The organism is Lysinibacillus fusiformis, assembly GCF_016925635.1.
Taxonomy (GTDB): Bacteria; Bacillota; Bacilli; order Bacillales_A; family Planococcaceae; genus Lysinibacillus; species Lysinibacillus fusiformis_F.
In genome coordinates, this window is sequence record NZ_CP070490.1 from 421158 (window position 1) to 443104 (window position 21947).

22 protein-coding genes are annotated in these 21947 nt (G+C 38.9%); 2 read left to right on the forward strand and 20 right to left on the reverse strand.

Features of this window, described 5'->3' with window-relative positions; genetic code table 11:
* Positions 1–2: 2 nt before the first annotated feature.
* The 8 genes from JTI58_RS02085 to JTI58_RS02120 form a co-directional block, all read right to left on the reverse strand.
* On the reverse strand, positions 3–941 hold the full coding sequence (locus JTI58_RS02085; RefSeq protein ID WP_205444898.1) for an ABC transporter permease: 939 nt from the start codon (positions 939–941) through the stop codon (positions 3–5).
* Between the two features lie 27 nt (positions 942–968).
* On the reverse strand, positions 969–1244 hold the full coding sequence (locus JTI58_RS02090) for a glutaredoxin family protein (protein ID WP_205444900.1): 276 nt from the start codon (positions 1242–1244) through the stop codon (positions 969–971).
* Positions 1245–1257: 13 nt separating this feature from the next.
* The gene (locus tag JTI58_RS02095) at positions 1258–2265 is read right to left on the reverse strand and encodes an LLM class flavin-dependent oxidoreductase (protein WP_205444901.1); all 1008 of its coding nucleotides are present in this window, start codon (positions 2263–2265) and stop codon (positions 1258–1260) included.
* A 45-nt stretch (positions 2266–2310) separates the two neighbouring features.
* On the reverse strand, positions 2311–3639 hold the full coding sequence (locus JTI58_RS02100; protein ID WP_205444903.1) for an LLM class flavin-dependent oxidoreductase: 1329 nt from the start codon (positions 3637–3639) through the stop codon (positions 2311–2313).
* A gap of 142 nt (positions 3640–3781) precedes the next feature.
* Complete coding sequence (locus tag JTI58_RS02105) at positions 3782–4678, reverse strand: LysR family transcriptional regulator (protein ID WP_205444905.1); 897 nt, start codon at positions 4676–4678, stop codon at positions 3782–3784.
* A 293-nt stretch (positions 4679–4971) separates the two neighbouring features.
* A complete protein-coding gene (gene argF / locus JTI58_RS02110; protein WP_205444906.1) occupies positions 4972–5937 on the reverse strand; it encodes an ornithine carbamoyltransferase in 966 nt (321 codons plus the stop codon).
* A gap of 337 nt (positions 5938–6274) precedes the next feature.
* Positions 6275–7363 (reverse strand): M42 family metallopeptidase, encoded by a 1089-nt coding sequence (locus tag JTI58_RS02115; RefSeq protein ID WP_205444908.1) that lies wholly within the window; start codon positions 7361–7363, stop codon positions 6275–6277.
* Positions 7364–7457: 94 nt separating this feature from the next.
* Positions 7458–7943, reverse strand: coding sequence for a dUTP diphosphatase (locus tag JTI58_RS02120; RefSeq protein WP_205444910.1), 486 nt, complete (start codon positions 7941–7943; stop codon positions 7458–7460).
* Between the two features lie 105 nt (positions 7944–8048).
* Here JTI58_RS02120 and JTI58_RS02125 point away from each other — a divergent pair, with 105 nt between their 5' ends.
* Complete coding sequence (locus tag JTI58_RS02125; protein WP_004226335.1) at positions 8049–8444, forward strand: hypothetical protein; 396 nt, start codon at positions 8049–8051, stop codon at positions 8442–8444.
* Positions 8445–8468: 24 nt separating this feature from the next.
* Here the strand turns inward: JTI58_RS02125 and JTI58_RS02130 are convergent, their stop codons facing one another.
* Positions 8469–8732, reverse strand: a complete 264-nt coding sequence (locus JTI58_RS02130; RefSeq protein ID WP_205444911.1) for a DUF1294 domain-containing protein — start codon at positions 8730–8732, stop codon at positions 8469–8471.
* A 444-nt stretch (positions 8733–9176) separates the two neighbouring features.
* On the opposite strand from JTI58_RS02130, the gene JTI58_RS02135 reads away from it, so the two are divergent.
* Complete coding sequence (locus JTI58_RS02135) at positions 9177–9362, forward strand: hypothetical protein (protein ID WP_205444913.1); 186 nt, start codon at positions 9177–9179, stop codon at positions 9360–9362.
* A gap of 19 nt (positions 9363–9381) precedes the next feature.
* Here the strand turns inward: JTI58_RS02135 and rplT are convergent, their stop codons facing one another.
* From rplT to polA, 11 genes are all read right to left on the reverse strand, one after another.
* The gene (gene rplT, locus JTI58_RS02140; RefSeq protein WP_205444915.1) at positions 9382–9741 is read right to left on the reverse strand and encodes a 50S ribosomal protein L20; all 360 of its coding nucleotides are present in this window, start codon (positions 9739–9741) and stop codon (positions 9382–9384) included.
* 57 nt (positions 9742–9798) lie between these two features.
* Positions 9799–9999 carry a 50S ribosomal protein L35 gene (rpmI, locus tag JTI58_RS02145; RefSeq protein WP_004226312.1) on the reverse strand — a complete coding sequence of 67 codons (201 nt, stop codon included), beginning with the start codon at positions 9997–9999 and terminating at the stop codon, positions 9799–9801.
* A 31-nt stretch (positions 10000–10030) separates the two neighbouring features.
* Positions 10031–10534 carry a translation initiation factor IF-3 gene (gene infC, locus JTI58_RS02150; protein WP_012295602.1) on the reverse strand — a complete coding sequence of 168 codons (504 nt, stop codon included), beginning with the start codon at positions 10532–10534 and terminating at the stop codon, positions 10031–10033.
* Between the two features lie 415 nt (positions 10535–10949).
* Positions 10950–12881, reverse strand: a complete 1932-nt coding sequence (gene thrS / locus JTI58_RS02155) for a threonine--tRNA ligase (RefSeq protein ID WP_205444916.1) — start codon at positions 12879–12881, stop codon at positions 10950–10952.
* Positions 12882–13446: 565 nt separating this feature from the next.
* A complete protein-coding gene (dnaI, locus tag JTI58_RS02160; RefSeq protein WP_279381326.1) occupies positions 13447–14376 on the reverse strand; it encodes a primosomal protein DnaI in 930 nt (309 codons plus the stop codon).
* Between the two features lie 27 nt (positions 14377–14403).
* On the reverse strand, positions 14404–15768 hold the full coding sequence (locus tag JTI58_RS02165) for a replication initiation and membrane attachment family protein (protein ID WP_243456291.1): 1365 nt from the start codon (positions 15766–15768) through the stop codon (positions 14404–14406).
* Between the two features lie 16 nt (positions 15769–15784).
* Complete coding sequence (gene nrdR / locus JTI58_RS02170) at positions 15785–16255, reverse strand: transcriptional regulator NrdR (RefSeq protein ID WP_205444920.1); 471 nt, start codon at positions 16253–16255, stop codon at positions 15785–15787.
* 188 nt (positions 16256–16443) lie between these two features.
* Complete coding sequence (locus JTI58_RS02175) at positions 16444–17466, reverse strand: glyceraldehyde-3-phosphate dehydrogenase (RefSeq protein WP_205444921.1); 1023 nt, start codon at positions 17464–17466, stop codon at positions 16444–16446.
* A gap of 206 nt (positions 17467–17672) precedes the next feature.
* Positions 17673–18266: a dephospho-CoA kinase gene (gene coaE / locus JTI58_RS02180; RefSeq protein ID WP_205444923.1), complete on the reverse strand. Its 594-nt coding sequence runs from the start codon at positions 18264–18266 to the stop codon at positions 17673–17675.
* 13 nt (positions 18267–18279) lie between these two features.
* A complete protein-coding gene (mutM, locus tag JTI58_RS02185) occupies positions 18280–19152 on the reverse strand; it encodes a bifunctional DNA-formamidopyrimidine glycosylase/DNA-(apurinic or apyrimidinic site) lyase (protein WP_205444925.1) in 873 nt (290 codons plus the stop codon).
* A 12-nt stretch (positions 19153–19164) separates the two neighbouring features.
* Positions 19165–21792, reverse strand: coding sequence for a DNA polymerase I (gene polA, locus JTI58_RS02190; RefSeq protein ID WP_205444927.1), 2628 nt, complete (start codon positions 21790–21792; stop codon positions 19165–19167).
* Positions 21793–21947: the final 155 nt, after the last annotated feature.

Below are 21947 nucleotides of genomic sequence, written 5' to 3' on the forward strand. Positions count from 1 at the left end.
CCTTATCCTCCCTTTACTTGCCTACTTCGAATTCGAGGATCAATGATGGAATATGAAATATCAATACATAGATTAATCATTACATACACAATAGCAATAAAAAATACAACACCTTGTATGATTGGTAGATCCTTAGCTGTTATGGCATCTGCCACCATTCTTCCAAGCCCCTGTCTTGCAAATACTGTTTCGATGACCACCGTCCCACCTAAAAAATCACCCAGTAGCACGCCAATCATTGTCATTGCAGGTATTAATGCATTTTTAAGGGCATGACGGTATAAAACGATATGCTCTGTCAGTCCTTTTGCTCTAAGCGTCAGTATATAAGGTTCGTTCAAAACCTCTAGCATACTATTCCGAACTACTCTAACAATAAACCCTGCACCTAGAAGACCTAATGTAATAGCAGGCAAAATAACAGAACGCCAACCATCTGAGCCCATCGCAGGAAACCAGCCTAACGAAATGGAGAAAATTAAAATTAGTAAAATTCCCGACCAAAATGTAGGCATGGAAATCCCAAAGAGTCCAACTAAACGTGCAATATAATCAATTACCGTGTTGCGATGAACAGCGGCTAACACCCCAAGTGTAATACCTACAATGACGGCAATAAGTAGACTTGCAACTGTTAGAACAACAGTTGCAGGTAATTGTGTCCATATTTTTTCTATCACAAATTCACCATCAATGGCTGATTGCCCAAAATCACCATGCATTAAATCTACTAAATAATTAGAGAATTGTTTTGTAAATGGTAAATCCAAACCTAATTCTTTACGTAAATTTTCTGCTACCTCAGTGCTTGCAGCATTTTCAGCTAGTAATGTATCAACGATATCAGTGGGTAAAAAATAATTGATTGAAAAAACTGAAAAAAGGGCACCCAGTAGTACAAATAGTGCTACTAAGCCACGATTAACAATTAATTTTATCATTTATACACCCCATTTCTATAGTGCGTTTTACGACTGTATTTTTTCTCCAGCTAGTGCTGCCTTTAAATGCTCTAGACCAAGTTCTGTAACCGCTTGATAGATACCATCTTCGCTTGAACCAATTTCTACAACAGGTACATAACGAATTCCATATTTTGTATCTAGAATATCACGGAAAGCATCATTATGCGTTACATCCACTGTTTTATAAGGTATACCCTCTTCTTGTAAATACGTTTTTACCTCATTACAGTAACTACAGCCTTGTTTCGACCAAACGATTACATCTTTATTTAGTGTCATTACGTTTTCCTCCTCAGCTTACCGCTTCTTTTTGTTGTAAATGTACTGGACCCAATAACTCAAAAGATCGCTCACGTTCAAAATCCTTTAAGATAGGCGTATGCAAAATGAATTCGTCTACTTGGTATTGCTCATGGTAGTCATCTAAAATGGCTTTAATTTCTTCTGATGTACCGTATAAAATATCGGCCTCATACTGCTCCACCGTATATTCCTCTCCAGATTCCTGACCAAATTTCTCCGCTAGCTCTACTGATTGTAATGTCAGGCTTCTGCCACTTGCTAAATGCACCTTTGTAATTTTTTGATCTCCAATTAGCTCTTTCGCTTCCTCTTTGCTTGGAGCAGCAAGTGCAGCAATGGAAATCGCAAAATGACCATTTGGCTGGTGACTACGATAGGTTGTAGCCGCTTGTGCCAAAACATTATTATCACTATTAATGAATCGAGCAAAGACAAATGCAATGCCGAGTTTTCCTGCAAGAGCAGCACTTTCTGGGCTAGCACCAAGTAAAAATAATGTTGGCTTTTTCTTTGGAATCGGCGTTGCTTGTATGCCATATAATTCGTGCTCTTTTGGTATGGATTGCTCAATTAATTGCTGTAAAAATGTTAATCTTTCTTCAAAATCTTCTCCATTATTGAGCGTGCCATATTGGAGAGCCTTTGTAGAAAGGGGTAAGCCTCCAGGTGCTTTTCCAATCCCCAAATCTATTCGCCCTGGCTCCAAAGATGCTAGAACATGGAAATTTTCCGCTACTTTATAGGGGCTATAAAGCTGAAGCATAACCCCACCTGATCCAATGTTGATTGATTTTGTTTTAGCTAGTAAATAAGACACTAATACCTCAGGAGATGTGCCTGCTAATGAATCTGTATTATGATGCTCCGATACCCAAAATCGTGAATAGCCTAACTGCTCAGCTCGCTGTGCTAAGGCCACCGTTTTTTGTAATGTTTGTTCATTGGTTGCTCCTTCAATGATAGGGCTTTGATCTAATATGCCTAATGTATAACTCATACAATACCTCCTAATTTCTTTTATTCAAATAAATTTACTAGGTTTTTAGACAGATTGTTTGACATAGCGACTTTCTTTGAAGGGTAAACCTAAATTCCCGCGCAAAGTATCTGCCTCATAATCTTTACGATAAAGCCCTCTTGCTTGTAAAATTGGCACTACTTTATCAACAAAATCTTCAAGAGCACCAGGTACTGTCACACCAATGATAAAACCATCTGCTGCTTCCTTTTCAAACCATTCCTGTACAAGATCCGCTACTTGCTCAGCTGTCCCAAAAAATGCTGTTTTTGGTGTAGCCTCGCGTAAAGCAACTTGACGTAATGTAAGTCTCTCTTGCTTAGCATATCGTTTAATATAATCTGTTGTACTTCTAAAGCTGTTGGCCCCAATATCACCTAGTTCAGGAAACGGTGCATCCACATCATACTGAGTAAAATCATGATGGTCGAAGTAACGCCCAAGATACGCAAGAGCACGGTCTATGGAAACTAACTCGACGATTTCTTGATATTTCGCCTCTGCTTCCTCCACTGTATCGCCAATAATCGGCGAAATTCCTGGGAATATCTTCACTTCATCTGAGTTTCTTCCAAATGCCGCCACTTCTGTCTTTACTCTTGTGTAAAATTTTTGTGCCTCTTCAATGGATGCACCATGTGTAAAAATAGCATCTGCATCCTTGGCAGCCAATCGAATACCTGCATCAGACGACCCAGCCTGGAATATAACGGGCTGACCTTGCTTTGTTCGACCAATATTGAGTGGACCCTGGACTGAAAAATGTGGCCCTTTATGATGTAATGTGTGTAATTTTTCTGAATCAAAAAATTGATCATTGTCGACATCTGCAATAAACGCATCATCATCCCACGAGTCCCATAGGCCCTTGACAACCTCTAAATATTCTTCTGCAATTTGATAACGCTCTGCATGGCTAGGATGCTGATTGATTGTTTTATTGTAGTTCAAAGCAGTACTTTCTAATGGTGTGGTTACAACATTCCATCCTGCACGCCCAGCACTAATATGATCTAATGAAGCAAATTGTCGTGCTACTGTAAATGGTTCGCTATAGGAAGTTGAAACCGTGCCAACTAACCCAATGTTTTTCGTCGCTACAGCTAAAGCTGATAAAATCGTAATAGGCTCAAAACGATTTAAAAAATGAGGAATGGATTTTTCATTAATAAATAAACCATCCGCAATAAACGCTACATCAAATTTTCCCTGCTCTGCCTTCTGAGCTTGTTGAATATAGAAAGGTAAGCTTACACTTTGATTGCTCGCCACCTTTGGATGACGCCAACCTGAAATATTTCCCCCTACCCCATGAATAATTGCTCCAAATCGAATTTTATCCTGTCTAGCCATGTCAATTCCTCCTCAATCTTATTTTACTAAACATAGTGGTTAAGTATGTTTTGTTGGATTGAGAATGATATTACCGTTCCTTCAGACGATATGCAATAGGTACAGTAATAGAAAAATTTTTATGTTCGGATAAAATATTTTATCAATGCATTTCCCACATGCCTTCAAAGTGCCTAGCTGTTTCACAAATCGTCTGCCAAAAAGCTGACGGCAATGTGTCTTTTTCTTTATAGGTTAAAAATATATGTTGATTCATATCAAGCAAATGCTTGACGTCTATCTCCACAAATTCACCACTTTCCAGTTCCTTTTTGACGCAAAGATGTGGTAAAAAACTTAGATAGTCTTTTGTTCGAATGAATTCTTTAGCAACTTCTAAATGATCTGCTCGTACTTCAATATTGGCTGCCACACCCTCTACCTCGAACATTTTATGCACATAATTCCAATCAAACGCCCCACATTCAAAAAACACCATTTTCTGTTGGGCTAATTCTTTTGCTTGGATGAGTTCATGTAGTTGCAATGGGTGATCACGGTGTTTGACAAGTTTCACGGCATTGTTTAATAAAAGTTCGTTCTCAATGCCATCCCTATGCACATATTGAATAAACCCTAGATGAATTTGGTGGCTTTGCAGTTTTTCTAAAATCATTGTTGTGGAACCTGTGATTAGTTGAAAACGCAAATAAGGAAATTGCTCTTTCCACTTAGGCAATGCATAGGCTAAGAAATACTGGGCTGTCACCCCATTTGCCCCAATACATACCTCATCTGTCTCCTGCGTTTCTTCTAATTGCTTCTTTCCTTGCTGAAATGTTTGCACAATTTGTGTAGCAAATGGTAAAAAATCTTTCCCTTTCTCTGATACGCTCACACTTCGACCATCTCGGTAAAATAACTCAACCCCTAGCTCTCGTTCTAATGATTTGATACGTGCAGTTACAGTCGGTTGAGATAGAAACAAAGCATTGGCTGCTTTATGGGTACTTTTGTAATGGACAACATATAAAAATGCCTCGATATGATCTATATTCACGAGGAGTTCACCCCTTCATTACTTATTTATCCTATTATATAAATAATTCTTCATATTCTCTATAATTTATAGGAAAACTATGTTTTAATTTTTTGACAAAAAAAAGTAACCTAGCGTCTCCCAGGTTACTTTACTATGTAGCGATGTAGCCATCCATCTTGACAACAAACATCGCGCGTGGTGAACATCCCTCTGTCTGCCAACCACTTGTATGTTATTCACACGGGCACCCTCTGTTGCCCATGTAAACTCTATCTATCGTACTTCTCAACCCGAGAAGTATATGTCAGCTTTTATGCTAGGATCGATGCAAGAACCGCTTTCTGTGCATGAAGTCTGTTCTCAGCTTGCTCAAAGATGTAAGAATTAGGGCCATCAATAACAGATGTTGCCACTTCTTCCTCACGATGTGCCGGTAAGCAATGCAAGAACATATAATTCGGTTTTGCATAGGCAACTAGCTCATCATTAATTTGATAGCCAGCAAAGTCTTGTAAACGTTTTGCTGCTTCTTCCTCTTGTCCCATGGATGTCCAAACATCTGCATAGACCACATCTGCATTTAACACTGCTTCAACAGGATCATTTGTGATCATAATTGTACTGCCATTTGCTGCTGCAATCGCCTGTGCTTTGGCAATCACTTCTGCATCACATTCATAACCTTCAGGAGTGGCCACTGCGACGTTCATGCCAACGTGTGCTGAAGCGACTACAAGTGAGTGTGCTACATTATTGCCATCTCCTACATAGGCAATTTTAAGTCCTTTTAACATGCCTTTATTTTCTGCAATCGTTTCTAAATCAGCTAATGCCTGGCAAGGATGATAAATATCCGTTAATCCATTGATGACAGGAATTACTGCATGCTCTGCAAGCTCCTTGACCATCGCATGAGAATTTGCACGAATCATAATACCATCTAAATAGCCAGATAATACATGTGCAGTATCATAAATCGACTCACCACGACCAATTTGCAAATCACGCGCATGCATAAACATACCTTTTCCACCTAATTGATTCATGCCCACTTCAAATGAAATACGTGTACGAGTTGAATGTTTTTCAAAAATCATGCCAAGTGTCTTTCCTTCTAGTAATCTTGGACATTTCCCCTCTTTTGTAATCATTTTAAGCTGTGTTGCTAGTTCAATAAGTTCTTGAACCTCTTGACTTGTATAGTCTAGCAAAGTTAGTAGATCTTTTCCTTTTAAACTAGACACTAACTTTAACTGTACTTCTTCAAGTAATTTCATAGCCTTCGCTCCTTATATCGTTGCTGTTGAAATTAGTATATCATGCATAAATATAAAATCAACTGAATTTTTATAATTAATTTTAATTATTATTTATTTGTTATGAAATGTGACAAAAATTCGTCATACAGAATATTTATGCATAAATGTTCAATTTAGATCACGACTATTTTTTAGCGATAGTAAAGAAGGAACTAAAAATGTATGAATGGCACAATGTGTAAAGAATAGATTGCGGGCTGTGTGACTATTGGTATCAGAGGAAGAAATTTTGACACTAAAAACAATGAAAAGCCCCCTAACAAAATTAGTTAGAGGGCAAGTCCATTTCTTCTAATTATTCAAATGTAATTTTATTGACTGCATCACGGTCTAATTTTTTAATGACTTCAACCATTAATTTAACGGCGTTATCATAATCATCACGATGTAGGATACCTGCATGTGAATGGATATAGCGTGTCGCAATACCGATTGATAGTGCTGGTACGCCATTTGCTGTTACGTGGATGGAGCCAGCATCAGTACCGCCGCCAGCCATCGCTTCAAATTGATATGGGATATTGTGCTCATCTGCTACATCTAATACGAATTCACGTAAGCCACGGTGTGAAACCATAGATGCATCATATACAACAATTTGAGGGCCAGCCCCCATCTTACTCGTTGATTCTTTTGCTGTAACTCCTGGAGTATCTCCTGCTACACCAACATCCACTGCAAATCCAATATCCGGCTGGATTTTATGTGTTGTAGTTTTAGCACCACGAAGTCCAACTTCTTCTTGTACATTCCCTACGGAATAAAGAATATTAGGGTGCTTTTCATTTTGTAACGCTTTCATAACATCAATCGCAATTGCACAACCGATACGGTTATCCCAAGCTTTCGCTAATAGATACTTATCATTTTTCATAACATTAAACTCAAAGTATGGTGTTACCATATCGCCAGGACGTACGCCCCACTCAAGTACTTCATCTTTAGAAGCAGCACCAATGTCGATAAACATATCTTTAATGTCTACTACCTTATTACGTACATCAGCAGGTAAAATATGAGGTGGCTTTGAACCAATAACCCCAATCACTTCATCGCCCTTACGTGTAGTAATCGTTACACGCTGTGCAAGCATAACTTGGCTCCACCAGCCACCTACCGTTTGAAATTTGATAAAGCCTTTGTCATCGATTTGTGTAACCATGAAACCTACTTCATCTAAATGTCCTGCTACAACAATTTTAGGACCGTTTTCATCGCCAACCTTTTTAGCAATGACACTACCTAAGTTATCTGTTTCTACAGTATCTGCATATGGTGCAATGTATTTTTTCATGACCTCACGTGGTGCACGTTCATTACCTGCGATACCATTTGCGTCTGTTAAATCTTTAAACATTTGTAATGTTGGATCTAGTTGTGTCATCCTTTTGCCTCCTACTTCTTATATCTATTTTATTATACTTCGTTTACCGAAATATTCCTAGCTTAATCGTCTGAAAATTGGTGTATTTCTTAATTTAATAACCTGAGCGCTGACGATTATAATTTTCTTGGTTTTTTTCAAGATAAGCGCCAACCACATCCTCAAATGTAAAACCGAGATTATACGCTAGTACTCCGTAGTATTGCCAAATAGCTAAATAGCGCTCCTCTGTAGGTTCATGGATAAATGCTAAAATAACACTTTGTGTTTCTAAAAAGGTTGTCGTTAAATCTCTATTTTCTTCTACTACAGGCCACATTGCAATCGATGTATAGTCCTTTAATAAGCCAAGCGATAAGATAAAATGAATGGAATCCACATATTCCTCTAAAATGACTTCACGTGCTGATGGTCCCTTTGTACTCCAAAATTTAAAGCAACGCGTTTCATTGGCAAGCTCAGCTAGCTCCACTAGTAAGGCTAAGCCCTTTTCCTGAAACACATCTTGCTGAACATTTTGTGTTTGCTCGATAAAATCATCAAGCTCTTTTTGCATGGTAAACAATTGTTGTAAATTCATTTTTTTCTCCTAAATTTCTAAAAAATATTTTAAATAAAGTGAAACTATTTGACCTTCCTAATCGTATAGGAAAGAATAACCTTTCTTCAAGGGGGAAATTTAAACATGTTGCCGTTACTAATTCGACTTGCTGTAATAGCGCTTATTATCTATGTATTTTACAAAGCGATTCGTTATATAACCGATCCAAAACGCAAACTTGATGAAGCCTATGAAAAAGGCCAGTATTATTTCTATGATGACGTTAAAAATGTCCGAAAAAATTTCTTTATTTCCTATAAGGGTGCGCTTTTTGAAGGTGAAAAATACCTAGGCACAACAGAGGATGCATTTGAGGTTGTTACCATTTTCGTCGGTGCACGAGATGCTGCAACGTTGCAAGGCTTCAGCAAAAGCGACTTTGAATATTTGCAGCAAGAAATACTATTGAACTATCCAAGCGCCAAAATCAATTGGAAGCAGCCCATTGAACAGCTTATGCGAAACACATCCCCGTCATGAGGATGTGTTTTTAATTATTTTTATTTATGTCCACAGTTGTACAATGATAAAAATTTGAATGGCTGCGAGTAGTGGAAAACCAAATGCAAAACGATTGTGGCGTGTTTTGTGACGGAATAAATACATACCCAATACACCGCCAGCTGCTCCTCCTGCTATGGCTAGTGTAAATAACGTGCGCTCTGCTATACGCCATTCATGATTTTTTGCACGCGATTTATCCATTCCCATTAAAATGAGCAATACAATTGATACAATGCCCGTATAAGCTAATAATGCTTGTCCCATTCCTTACTCCTTTAAAAACGTGATACTATTAATCTAACACAAAAAAGACTGATAGAAAAATCCATCAGTCTTTTCTTAGTGTTGAAAAACAAAACTGTCAATTGAAAGGTAGAAATGGATTTCCGTTGCAGGCTACTTGCTTTCCTGTGGGCGAGCGCCGAATCGCTTCCTCCGCTACCGCTCCGTGCAGGGCTTCGCCTGTCTCGCTATCCCACGGGAGTCAAGCAGCCTTCCACTTCAACCCACTGACTTTTTAGCAAAGGTTTTCAAATAAAGGGAAGGTGTTCACGACTCTTTATGAAGAGGTGTTGTCACGCATCACTTCTCCACATTGAAAATAAGAGTTTATCCCCTCTAAACACTTTGCAGCATGGTTGATTGGAGTGGAGCCAGCGTCACTCCTAGGGGATTTAGCGTCACAGAGGAGACCCTGGAGCGAACGCAGTGAGTGAAGCGGCTCCTCGGACGCCCCCTGGAAAGGACGCTGGCGGAACGGAAATCAACCCCTCACCTTGCAAAGTTGCTTTTTCTGCCATTGACATCATCTTTTTTCAACAATATGAAAAGACTGATGGAAAAATCCATCAGTCTTTTTTTGCACTTGTCGCTATGCTTTCAGTGCAGAAATAATAGTTAATGTTGTCAACTATTATTTAGCTACTGCTTTTTTAGCAGCGTCTGCTAATTGAGTGAATGCTGCAGCATCAGTTACAGCAAGGTCAGCTAACATTTTACGGTTAACTTCGATACCAGCAACTTTTAGACCGTGCATTAAACGGCTGTAAGAAAGACCGTTCATACGAGCAGCTGCGTTGATACGAGTGATCCATAATTTACGGAAATCACGTTTTTTCTGACGACGGTCACGGTATGCATATGAACCTGACTTCATCACTGCTTGGTTAGCAACTTTGTATAATGTATGTTTTGAACCATAGTAACCTTTAGCTAATTTCAATACTTTTTTACGACGTTTGCGCGTCACTGTTCCGCCTTTTACGCGTGGCATATGAATTACCTCCTGCTTTTCATTAAAAAATGAATGTTAGTATTTTTTTGTAGTCAATTATTTCATGTAAACAAGTAAAGATTTGATGCGTTTGAAGTCACCAGATGAAACGATGTTCGCTTTACGTAGGTGACGTTTTTGTTTCGTAGATTTGTTTGCGAATAAGTGGCTTCCATAAGCACGGTCGTATTTTAATTTACCTGAACCCGTTTTTTTGAAACGTTTCGCAGCTCCACGGTGAGTTTTCATTTTTGGCATGTCGAATTCCTCCTAAACTGTTCGTCTAATATTATTTCTCGTTCTTTGGTTGAAGAACTAAGAACATGCTTCGGCCTTCCATCTTCGGTTTTTGTTCTACCGTTGATACTTCAGCACAAGCTTCAGCAAAACGATCTAACACACGTTGACCAATGTCTTTATGTGTAATCGCACGACCTTTGAAACGTAGGCTACATTTTACTTTATCGCCTTTTTCAAGGAATTTAATCGCATTACGTAACTTCGTTTGGAAATCATGCTCATCTATTGTTGGGCTCAAACGAACCTCTTTCATTACGATGACCTTTTGATTTTTACGAATTTCACGGTCTTTCTTTTGCTGTTCAAACTTAAATTTACCATAGTCCATGATACGAGCGACTGGCGGCTTGGCTTGAGGGGCCACAAGGACAAGATCCAAGTTTACACGAGCGGCGATTTCTAGCGCTTCATTACGTGTCTTTACACCAAGCTGGTCACCATTGTGATCGATTAATCGAAGTTCACGTGCGCGAATGCCTTCGTTTACATACATGTCTTTGCTAATAGTAATCCACCTCCAAGTAGTTGTCGCGAATACATGGTTTGGGCAAAGCCTTGCCCGGTTGAACGGTACATCCTCTCGTCATGTCCATAAAAAAAGGACGGACATTTTTGAAGATGTCCGCCCGCTATATGTGCATGCGCAAGTCTACGCAAAACAATTCAACGTGTCATACCTGTTCACAGCCTTTAAAGCGTTGTATCAGGTGAGAAGCGGGCAGCCTCTACTTCAACCACAAACTTTGTATTCATTAACCTTAATTATATTAGCATGTATATGATAAGCTGTCAAATATTTATTTTCTTATCACTGCTAACATAACCAAAATGAAAATATTCTATACAAATGCAAGATTTATTTTATACAGAAACCCTCACTTTGGCAAGCGAGAGTTTCTAGTTGAAGCTTATTTTGTAATTTCTGCTTTAATAGCTGCTAGGAAATCCTCAAAGCTAATTGTTTCGGAATCTTTTGAGCCATAACGTCGAACATTTACGCCATTTGCCTCTACTTCCTTATCTCCGATGACAAGCATATAAGGAATCTTTTTCATTTGTGCTTCACGGATTTTATAGCCTAATTTCTCTTCACGATCATCCATTTCCACACGTAAACCAGCTGCTGTAAGTTGCTCTTCAATTTGCTTTGCATAGTCGAAGTGAGCTTCATTTGATACCGGAATGACTTCTACTTGTACCGGTGCTAACCAAGTTGGGAATGCCCCTTTGTATTCTTCAATTAAAAAGGCAACAAAACGTTCCATTGTCGATACAACACCACGGTGAATAACAACTGGACGATGAGGTTTACCATCTTCCCCAACATAAGTTAGGTCAAAGCGTTCTGGTAATAGGAAGTCTAATTGAACTGTAGATAAAGTCTCTTCTTTACCAATTGCTGTTTTTACTTGAACGTCAAGTTTAGGACCATAGAATGCAGCCTCACCTTCCGCTTCAAAGTAGTCTAAGCCAAGCTCATCCATTGCTTCTTTTAGCATGCTTTGTGCTTTTTCCCACATGGCATCATCATCGAAGTATTTTTCAGTATCTGCAGGGTCGCGATAAGATAAACGGAATGAGTAATCATTTAAATCGAAATCTTTATAAACCTCTAAAATTAACTGTACCACTTTTTGGAATTCCGCTTTAATTTGGTCTGGGCGAACAAAAATATGCGCATCATTTAATGTCATCCCACGTACACGTTGTAAACCTGAAACCGCGCCTGACATTTCATAACGGTGCATTGTACCAAGCTCTGCAATACGCAATGGTAGGTTACGATATGAATGCATACTGTTTTTGTACACCATCATATGGTGAGGACAGTTCATTGGACGCATAATTAATGTCTCATTATCCATTTCCATTGGTGGGAAAATGGAATCTTGATAGTGATCCCAGTGACCAGAAGTTTGATAAAGCTCTTTTGAACCTAATACTGGTGTATAAACATGCTTATATCCAAGTGATAATTCTTTATCGACAATATAACGTTCAATGACACGACGAATTGTTGCACCATTTGGTAACCAAAGCGGTAACCCTTGACCTACCTTTTGAGAAGTTGTGAACAGGTCTAATTCTTTCCCAATTTTACGGTGATCGCGTTCTTTTGCTTCTTCTAGCATTTGTAGGTGGTGTTTTAATTCCTCTTTTTTGAAGAACGCTGTACCATAAATACGTTGTAGCATTTTGTTATCAGAGTTCCCTCTCCAGTAGGCACCTGCTAATGATAAAAGCTTGAATTCACGAAGTTTCCCTGTAGATGGTACGTGAATACCACGGCAAAGATCGAAAAACTCGCCTTGATAATAAATAGATACTTGCTCATCTGCAGGAATGGCTTCCAGTAATTCTAATTTATACTCATCGCCAATTTCTTCATAGAGTGCTTGTGCTTCTGCACGACTTACATTTTTGCGTTCCACCTCTAGGTTTTCAGCAATAATTTTTTTCATTTCTTTTTCAATTGCTGGTAGATCTTCGGCAGTAATTGGTGTTGGTGAGTCTATATCATAGTAGAAACCACCTTCAATCACTGGACCAATACCAAGCTTTACATCTGGGAATAAACGTTTAATAGCTTGTGCTGTTAAATGGGCAGTCGAGTGACGTAAAATTTCAAGTGCTTCCTCATCGTCTTGTGTAATGATCGCAATTGTTGCATCTTCTTCAATTGGTGTTTTTAAATCCACTAACACACCGTTAATTTTACCTGCATAAGCTTTTTTACGTAAGCCTGGGCTAATGGATAATGCTACGTCATCAGTTGATGTGCCTTTTGCAAATTCCTTTACGGCGCCATCTGGGAAAGTTAATTTAATCATTTCTGACATATTCTTTGCACTCCTTCGTTTTGGTTAAATACATAATGCTTGATGATTGGCTGGAGCCATTGTTTGCATGACTCGATGGCTTAGTTTGAGCGGAGTCATTACTTTTTTGAGCGATTCTTTACTCGATTGGAGCGGAATCTTCATTTTTCTGAGCGTTTTCTTACTCTCTAGGAGCGGGTTAACCACCTTCGTGAGCGACTTCCCTCCCTATATGAGCGGAGCCACCACTTTTCACAACAATTTCAACGAAATCTGAGAAAAATAAAAAAAGCTCCGTCCCTCACAAAAGGGACGAAGCGTATGCTCGTGGTTCCACCCTTCTTCCTTCCGACTTACATAAAGTCAGACGAAGCTCAAGGCTAGCTAACGGGCTAGGGACCGGCGAAAGATTATCCCTTTCGCTGCTCAGTAGGTAGTAAATGATGTGCTCACACTAGGAAGTTTTCAGCCGATGACTTCCCTCTCTATAAGCCGATACACAAAATTCATGTCCTCATCAATGCATATTGATATTAAGTATATGAGTCAGTATACGCTCGATTGTCGAAAAATGCAACTATCAATGTTACATCCGACGATTTTTGCCTTGCATTTCGATTGGCACGGTTAAGGCTTTAATTCGCTCCATAATTCGTCCCGCTTTAACTACCTCAATATCACCTTTTTGTGACTGCGCTAAATGATGCTCTAATTCATCATAATTAAAATTAGACGTAATAAAAGTTGGCAATTGCTCTGCCATACGATAATGGAAAATAGTCCCCAAAATCTCATCACGTGTCCAGGCAGTCATGGTTTCCGCTCCTAAATCATCTAGCATTAAGACAGGAGCCTTTTTAATATAATCTATCTTCTCATTCAATGTGTTATCGCCAATGGCATTTTTCATTTCTCGTAAAAACTCTGGAACGAAAACTACAACAGAGCGAATTTTAATAGACGCTAATTCATTGGCCAATGCACCAAGTACAAAGGACTTCCCTACACCAAATTTACCATATAGATAAAAACCTTTTGCAGGTAATTGACCTGTTTCTTTTGTCATTTTTACAAATTGAGCTGCTTTTTGTGCAATCGCCACACGGGATTCATCGTCAATACTTAAATCATGAATGGTTGCTTGTAGCACATCTTTTGGCATATGCATACTTGCAATCATATTCGCAACATCTCGACGTTCTTCTTCCCGTATCTTTTGCTCACAGCGCACATAGTCCATTTCAATAGAATTCCGAACTACCCTTAATGTCGGTAGGAACCCTTTTAAATAATTTGTACAATGTTCTGTATTATCACAGCCACAGCACTCAGTAGATTGACTAATAAATTCATGAAGCTTAGGTAAATTTCGCTCAACATTGTCATAGTTTAATTCATCTGCATGCTGTGCTAAAAATTCCTGCACATGCGGATGTTCTAAAATTTCACGTCGCATAGCTTCATAACGCTCTTTGAACGAGGGTACATTAATTGCTCGTTTTAATGGTCCATTTATAGGTTCGATTATTGCTCACCTTCTTTACTATTCGCTTTTTCCTAGCATCTCTAATATTTTTTGTCGCTCTTTTTCAAAATCTATAGTACTAGAGGTAGATTCCTCTTGTTTTTCATTCCGTTTATAAAACCATTCAGGCACTTTTTCTTCACGTTGATATCTTGAACGTCCCTTTGTTTGTTGATTCGTTTTATTGGTAGTTTGGGGCTTGTTTTTCCAAGCTGTATATTTATCATGCTCTTGGCGGGCAAGTTCCATTGCTTCCTTAGCCGTCTGGACATTTTTTCGTACCCAGTGATCAGCAATCGTTTCCACATATTTTTTAGGTAGCTTCATATCTGTCGTTAGCATGACATATTCTAACAACGCATTGACCACTCCAATTGGCATGCCATGCTGAACGATTAAATTTTCCGCAAGCTGGACAGATGTTTGCAATGGTTCTTTACCATTATTTATATCACGTAACACTTGGACAGGCGCCGTTGTTTCTAAATAGTGTTGGAGCTCCTGATCCTTAGTTTTTAGTCCAGCTTCTGCTGCTGGTAATGGTTCAGTAACGCGCGCAAGTTTGGGCGGCTCCTTAGACACTGTTAATTTATAAAAATCAGCAGCAGCCTTTCGTAAACGTTCCTGAGAAATCCCTAAATCATCATCTAAAGCAAGTATTACTACTTTTTGCATATCAAGGGCTGTTAAATGATATAAAAAGGCCAGCTTGGCTATAGCTTCACGCACTTCGAATGTCAACAAATTGGAAGGAACCAATTGCTCGGACAAACCTGCTTGCAATAAATCAAAATCAAATTGCTCCAAATAAAAAGGATATACTTTTTGTTGTTTATCCTTATGATTCGTATCTACTTGTAAATCTGATGGAATATTAGCATGTACGGGCTTAAAGACATCGATAAAAGCACGAGATACATCCTTAAACGCCGTGTCCTTTACAGGTGACATAAAGCGCTGACGTAAATTGCGATAAGCCTGCTCTCCAATTTTGCTAAACAAAAACATCGACAGCAGCGGGTCTTTCATAAAGCTATCTGCATCTAATGGGCGCTGTAGCTCATATAAAAAACTACGTTCACCAGCATCTTCTTTTTTCCATGTACGCAGCAAACCAATTGCTTCTAGCGCAATACGAGCCTCAAACACTTTACCAATGGGCAACCCTAGCACATTCATTAAATAATAATGTGTCATTTGCTGCTTTGGCATTTGCTCTGCTTCTGCCCATAATGTTAGATAGAGGCTAATTGGCTCTGATCCCGTTAATGGTTGATACAATAATGTAACTAATTGACGCTCCTGTGTAGAAAATGCATGAGGTAGACGAATGTCGAAAGGATCGCCAGGCTGCAATTCCTTATATAAATGAATCAACGTCATTCATCCTCTCTGTTTGCTATGATTTCTTCTCCGTTTGACGTTGAATAATGTCTTTGATTTCCTCAATAAAGACATTGATATCTTTAAACTGACGGTAGACCGATGCAAAACGCACATAAGCGACCTCATCGATTTTAGCTAAACGGTCCATGACCATTTCACCAACATCTTCTGAGCGTACTTCCGAATTTCCAATACGACGAAGATCTTTTTCAATTGACAGGACAAGCTCCTCCAGTACACCAAGTGCCACTGGACGTTTTTCACAAGCACGAATAAGCCCACGAAGTACCTTCTCACGGCTAAACTCTTCTCGTGAACCTTCCTTTTTCACAACGACTAATGGCGTCTCTTCAATTTTTTCAAACGTTGTAAAACGGAAGCCACATGACTCACATTCACGACGTCTACGAATTTCTTTATTATCATCTACTGGCCTCGAATCCACAACACGCGTTCCGTTAAACTGGCAAGATGGACATCTCATATAATTACTCTCCTGGTTTACAACAATTTAATATATCTATTATAACAAATTTCCTACATGTAAGAAAAGTGCATTCATGTTTGTGTGCTCATGATAAATCTAAAGCACCTAAAGTACAAGGAAAGTTTCTGCAAAAAAAAGAGCACATTGAAACCTTTTCGATTTCAATGTGCTCTCTATAAAGATTATTACGCGTTTACCGTTTCTAAAGCATTTGCCACTTTTTTCACAAGATCTACAACACGTGCAGAGTAGCCCCACTCGTTATCATACCAAGCAAGTACTTTTACTTTGCGGTTGCCTAAAACCATTGTAGAAAGTCCATCAACTGTTGAAGAATAAGTTGTTGTATTGTAATCAGCAGATACTAATGGTTCAACAGAGAAATTAAGAATACCCTTCATTGGACCTTCTGTTGCCGCTTTTACAAATGCTGCATTGACAGCATCAACTGTTACATCTGTATTTAAATCTACTACAAGGTCCACTAAAGATACGTTTGGTGTTGGAACGCGAAGTGCCATACCATGAATTTTACCTTCTAATTCAGGTAAAACTAATTTCAATGCTTTTGCAGCACCAGTAGATGTTGGAATAATAGATTGTGCGCATCCACGTGCACGACGTAAATCTTTATGTGGATTGTCTAAGTTCTTTTGATCATTTGTATAGGCATGAACTGTTGTCATTAAGCCATTGTCAATGCCAAATGTGTCATTCAATACTTTTGCTACTGGCGCTAGGCAGTTTGTTGTACAAGAAGCATTTGAAATAACATCATGTTTAGCAATATCAAGTTTATCATCATTAACACCTAAAACAATTGTTACGTCCTCGTTTTTACCAGGTGCTGTTAAGATTACTTTTTTCGCGCCAGCTTCTAAATGCATGGCTGCTTTATCACGTTCATTAAATTTTCCAGTAGCTTCAATAACGATATCTACACCCATTGTCGCCCAAGGTAATTTTAATGGATCACGTTCACTAATAATTTGAACACGTTTACCATTTACAACTAAAGCATCGCCTGCTGGTTCTACCGTACCTTCAAATGTTCCGTGATTTGTGTCATACTTAATCAAATGTGCTAACGTTTCTGCAGGATAGCTTGCGTTAATTGCAACGATGTTTAAATCTTGTTGTACGATAGCCTGGCGGAAAACCATACGTCCGATACGTCCGAAACCATTAATAGCAATTGATACTGTCATTTAAAATATCCTCCTGTGAGTACATACTCAGATTAATTAATTATATACTTTATGGTGATTAGTATAACACAATTTTAAAAAAGATGAACATTATATATTGAGAATATAAAAGTTCTTATTTTCTGAAAAATTATTCTTTATTATGGCGTTTCCCCATAAAAAAATGCGCAGCAAAGTTGGCTTGCTACGCATCGTAAAAGAACCAATTAAATAACACCCCAATAGCGCAGGATTTTTTTTAATTGTTCTTCTGTGTTTTCTATATTTTCATTATTATAAATGACCGCATGTGCACCCTTTTCTTTGACAGACATCGGCAGCTGTGAGTGCATACGTGCCAATGCATCCTCTTTTGTTAAATTATTTCGCTCCATTAAGCGTCGAAGCTGAACTTCTTCACTGACCGATACCACAATGATACGTTCCACAAAATGCTGCAGCTTACTTTCAAATAACAATGGAATGTCCATCACAACATGCTCATGTCCTGCCTCTAAATAGGCATCACGCTGACGTAACATTTCTTTTCTGATTGCTGGATGCATAATATCATTTAACGTTTTGCGTTTGGCAGGCTCATGAAAAATGATATCTCCAAGCATTGTTCGATTTAAATGGCCGTCCTCAAGCAAGATAGCTTGTCCGAAGCTTTCAGCTATGAGGGCTAATGTCTCCGTTCCAGGTTCTACGACATCTCGTGCTACAATATCCGCATCAACAATCGGTAATCCCAGTTCGCTCATCATTTTAGCTACTGTACTTTTTCCACTTGCAATACTTCCTGTAAGTCCGATAATCATTGCTAAATCCCCTTTAATGTTGACAATTTGGGCAATAAACCGAAGTACGCCCACCAATTGTCATTTGACTTGTTGCCGTTTCACATGCTGGACATATCTTTTTCCCATACATTTTTAGTCGATTCTGCATACTTCCGGCTTCCCCATTAATGTTTCGATAATCAGAAATAGTTGAACCACCCGCTTCAATACTTTGACGTAGGACAGCAACAATCTCCTCAAATAATGCCCGCTTTCGCTTTTCACTAATGCGATTCATTTGGCGTGCAGGGTGAATATTCTGAGCAAACAATGCCTCCGTTGCATAAATATTGCCACAGCCTGAAATGACTTGCCCATCCATAATCACTTCTTTTACTGCTTTATTTTCATACTTTGGTAGCTTAGATTTTGTTATAAAAAAGTCACAAGCATGCTCATCGAATGGCTCTGGTGCCATTTTTGTCAATGGCGCATGATCTTCAATTTTTGTCAGAAAACGAAGTTCACCAAAACGGCGAATATCTGAATAAATCAAATATCCTCCATCTGCCATTTCAAATGTTGCATGGATATGCTTTTGAAATTTCGCCTCATTAATTTCATCGGGTGAATTCACAACGAACCATGCACCTGTCATACCTAAGTGACTGACAAGGACATATGGAACATCATCCTTCAGCAAATGAAAGAAAATATATTTTGCTCGTCGTTCAATTTTGGTAATTGTCATCTGGGACATCGTTATTTCAAAAGTATCAGGCTCTGCTTGTTTGACAATACATTGTTTACCCTCACTAAAAGAGAAATGTACTCTTTCAGAAAGTTGAACCTGTTGAATGGTACGTCCTTCAACCTTTGGCTTCAATGCCTGGACGACACCTTCTACCTCTGGTAATTCAGGCATTTGAACCCCTCCTTATTTTGCCTCGTACCATGTTGAACCATGGTTAAAATCTACTTTTAGCGGTACTGAAAGCTCAATAGCATTTTCCATGACCTCTGGTACAATTTTTTCCAGCAATGCAATCTCTTCCTTAGGTGCTTCAAAGATTAACTCATCATGCACTTGAAGCAGTAGTTTGGCCTGCATCTTTTCTTTTTTCAATCGAGCATCCATATCAATCATTGCTTTTTTAATGATATCAGCAGCACTTCCTTGAATTGGCGTATTCATTGCTGTACGCTCTGCAAAGCTTCTTAAATTAAAGTTGGAGCTTGTAATGTCTGGTAAATAGCGACGTCTATTTAATATCGTTGTAACATAACCATTAAATTTCGCATTTTGAACAATGTCATCCATGTACTGTTTTACGCCAGGGAAACTTGCGAAATACTTTTCAATAAAATTGGCCGCTTCCTTACGCGTGATATCTAAGTTTTGTGAAAGGCCATAATCACTAATACCGTAGACAATGCCAAAGTTAACAGCTTTCGCTGCGCGACGCATATTACTATCCACCTCATCTTCCGATACATGGAATACATCCATAGCTGTACGTGTATGAACGTCCATTCCTTCTCGGAAAGCCTCAACAAGGTTTTTATCTTCTGACATATGTGCAAGTACTCGTAATTCAATTTGCGAATAGTCAGCAGAAAATAGTATCCAATCCTCTTTTGATGGTACAAAGGCTTGACGAATTTTGCGCCCCTCCTCTAAACGGATTGGGATGTTTTGCAAATTCGGGTCTGTAGAGCTCAAACGCCCTGTCGCAGTTAAAGCTTGCTGGAAGCGTGTATGCACCTTGCTATCTGATGCATGAATTTCCTTTAGTAATCCCTCAATATACGTGGATTGTAATTTTCCAAGCTGACGATACAACAGAATATGTTCAATGATTGCATGCTCTGACTGTAATTTTTCCAGTACATCTGCAGCAGTGGAATAGCCTGTTTTAGTCTTTTTAATTACAGGTAACCCTAGCTTATCGAATAAAATCACACCTAATTGTTTAGGTGAATTAATATTAAACGTTTCTCCAGCCTCCGCATAAATTTCTTGCTCAATCACCACAAGCTTGTCATTAAGCTCTTGCCCCATTTTCTCTAATGTAGCACGGTTAACTGTAATCCCTTCACTTTCCATTTCACTTAAAATTCCTGCCAATGGTAGCTCTAGGTTTTTATAAAGATCGAATTGTTCATTTTCCTTTAATAATGCTTCCAGCTTGGGCTGTAATGACCACACAGCAAAGGCTTTGCGACTTACATGCTGTGCAAGCTGATCCAAGTCAGGTATTGCACGCTTGGCACCTTTTCCATAAACCGCCTCATCTGATTGAACATCATAATAGCCTAATTCTCTTGCAAGTGTGGCGATATCGTCGCCACTTAATGCTGGATTATTTATATAAGAGGCAAGTAGCAAATCAAAGTCAACGCCAGCTAATTGAATCCCTGCTCGCTTCAATGATGCTTGAGCCGCCTTTGAATCGGACATATATTTTATTTTTGTGGCATCTTCTAACCAACGACGGAGAGTATCTGATTTTGCTGCACTTTCAAAAGGAATATATTGTGTCTTTGTTCCATCTGACAACGCAATCCCTAGCTGCTGACAAGTGTGATAATGCTCATTTTCCAGTTCAACATGCACAGCCATCACATCTTGTAAGTCCTCAGGTTGAATTTCCTGAACAAGGTCATAGTCGAAAGGTGCTTGCTCTTCTTCGTGCACTGTAAAGTCACTTTTATCAAGCAGTGATTTAAAGCCAAGCTCACGCCACACACTGATTAATTCATCTTCTTTTGGCCCATTATACGCAAGATCAGCGAGTGAAATCGTGATTGGGGCATCCGTATAAATCGTTGCCAGCTGCTTACTCATGATGGCCTGCTCTTCATTAGCTACCAGCTTTTCCTTCATTTTAGAAGCTTTCATTGTATCCATTGCTTCATAAAGTGCTTCAACGGAGCCATGCTCTTTTAATAATTTTACAGCCGTTTTTTCACCGACACCTGGTACACCAGGAATATTATCGGAGGAATCCCCCATCAAGCCTTTCATATCAATAATTTGGAGCGGCGTTAACCCGTATTTCTCTGCAATAAAGGCTGGTGTATTTTTCTCTATTTCCGTAATACCTTTTTTCGTTATATAAACGGTTACTTGCTCTGTCGCCAGCTGTGTTAAATCACGGTCTCCAGAAACGATGATGACATCCATATCCTGTGATGAAGCCTCTTTAGCAAGCGTTCCGATAATATCATCCGCTTCATATAATTCTTGTTCATATTGCTTGATACCATAAGCATCAATGAGCTTTCGTAAATAAGGAAATTGCTCTGATAATTCTGGTGGTGTCTTTTGACGTCCACCTTTATATTCTGTAAAGGTTTCATGGCGGAATGTTGTTTTCCCAGCATCAAAAGCAACCAATATTTTCGTTGGTTGTTCTTCCTCTAATATTCTTTGTAGCATTGTTGTAAAGCCGTATACAGCATTAGTATGAATGCCACTATCATTCGTTAACAATGGCAACGCAAAAAACGCGCGATACGCTAAACTATTACCGTCCAATAATAGTAATTTATCCTTGGTCATGATTTTATCCTCCTGCGTTGTCTTCTACTTCTACTTTATCATAACAATACATTTCAAGTAAAAAAAGCAGGCGTCCTTTCGCAAGGTTATCCGTTACTTTTCATATCCTATCCATCACTTTTACAGTGCTATCCGTCATTTTTAATGGTCTATCC

Excerpts from the sequence above, each read along its gene's own strand:
- JTI58_RS02085 (WP_205444898.1), bottom strand. The coding sequence starts at position 941 with ATGATAAAATTAATTGTTAATCGTGGCTTAGTAGCACTATTTGTACTA.
- JTI58_RS02090 (WP_205444900.1), bottom strand. The coding sequence starts at position 1,244 with ATGACACTAAATAAAGATGTAATCGTTTGGTCGAAACAAGGCTGTAGT.
- JTI58_RS02095 (WP_205444901.1), bottom strand. The coding sequence starts at position 2,265 with ATGAGTTATACATTAGGCATATTAGATCAAAGCCCTATCATTGAAGGA.
- JTI58_RS02100 (WP_205444903.1), bottom strand. The coding sequence starts at position 3,639 with ATGGCTAGACAGGATAAAATTCGATTTGGAGCAATTATTCATGGGGTA.
- argF (WP_205444906.1), bottom strand. The coding sequence starts at position 5,937 with ATGAAATTACTTGAAGAAGTACAGTTAAAGTTAGTGTCTAGTTTAAAA.
- JTI58_RS02115 (WP_205444908.1), bottom strand. The coding sequence starts at position 7,363 with ATGACACAACTAGATCCAACATTACAAATGTTTAAAGATTTAACAGAC.
- JTI58_RS02120 (WP_205444910.1), bottom strand. The coding sequence starts at position 7,943 with ATGAATTTACAACAATTGTTTACCATGCAAAAAGAGCTTGATGATTTT.
- JTI58_RS02125 (WP_004226335.1), top strand. The coding sequence starts at position 8,049 with ATGTTGCCGTTACTAATTCGACTTGCTGTAATAGCGCTTATTATCTAT.
- JTI58_RS02130 (WP_205444911.1), bottom strand. The coding sequence starts at position 8,732 with ATGGGACAAGCATTATTAGCTTATACGGGCATTGTATCAATTGTATTG.
- rplT (WP_205444915.1), bottom strand. The coding sequence starts at position 9,741 with ATGCCACGCGTAAAAGGCGGAACAGTGACGCGCAAACGTCGTAAAAAA.
- rpmI (WP_004226312.1), bottom strand. The coding sequence starts at position 9,999 with ATGCCAAAAATGAAAACTCACCGTGGAGCTGCGAAACGTTTCAAAAAA.
- infC (WP_012295602.1), bottom strand. The coding sequence starts at position 10,534 with ATGTATGTAAACGAAGGCATTCGCGCACGTGAACTTCGATTAATCGAT.
- thrS (WP_205444916.1), bottom strand. The coding sequence starts at position 12,881 with ATGTCAGAAATGATTAAATTAACTTTCCCAGATGGCGCCGTAAAGGAA.
- JTI58_RS02165 (WP_243456291.1), bottom strand. The coding sequence starts at position 15,768 with ATGACGTTGATTCATTTATATAAGGAATTGCAGCCTGGCGATCCTTTC.
- nrdR (WP_205444920.1), bottom strand. The coding sequence starts at position 16,255 with ATGAGATGTCCATCTTGCCAGTTTAACGGAACGCGTGTTGTGGATTCG.
- JTI58_RS02175 (WP_205444921.1), bottom strand. The coding sequence starts at position 17,466 with ATGACAGTATCAATTGCTATTAATGGTTTCGGACGTATCGGACGTATG.
- coaE (WP_205444923.1), bottom strand. The coding sequence starts at position 18,266 with ATGATTATCGGACTTACAGGAAGTATTGCAAGTGGAAAAAGTACAGTA.
- mutM (WP_205444925.1), bottom strand. The coding sequence starts at position 19,152 with ATGCCTGAATTACCAGAGGTAGAAGGTGTCGTCCAGGCATTGAAGCCA.
- polA (WP_205444927.1), bottom strand. The coding sequence starts at position 21,792 with ATGACCAAGGATAAATTACTATTATTGGACGGTAATAGTTTAGCGTAT.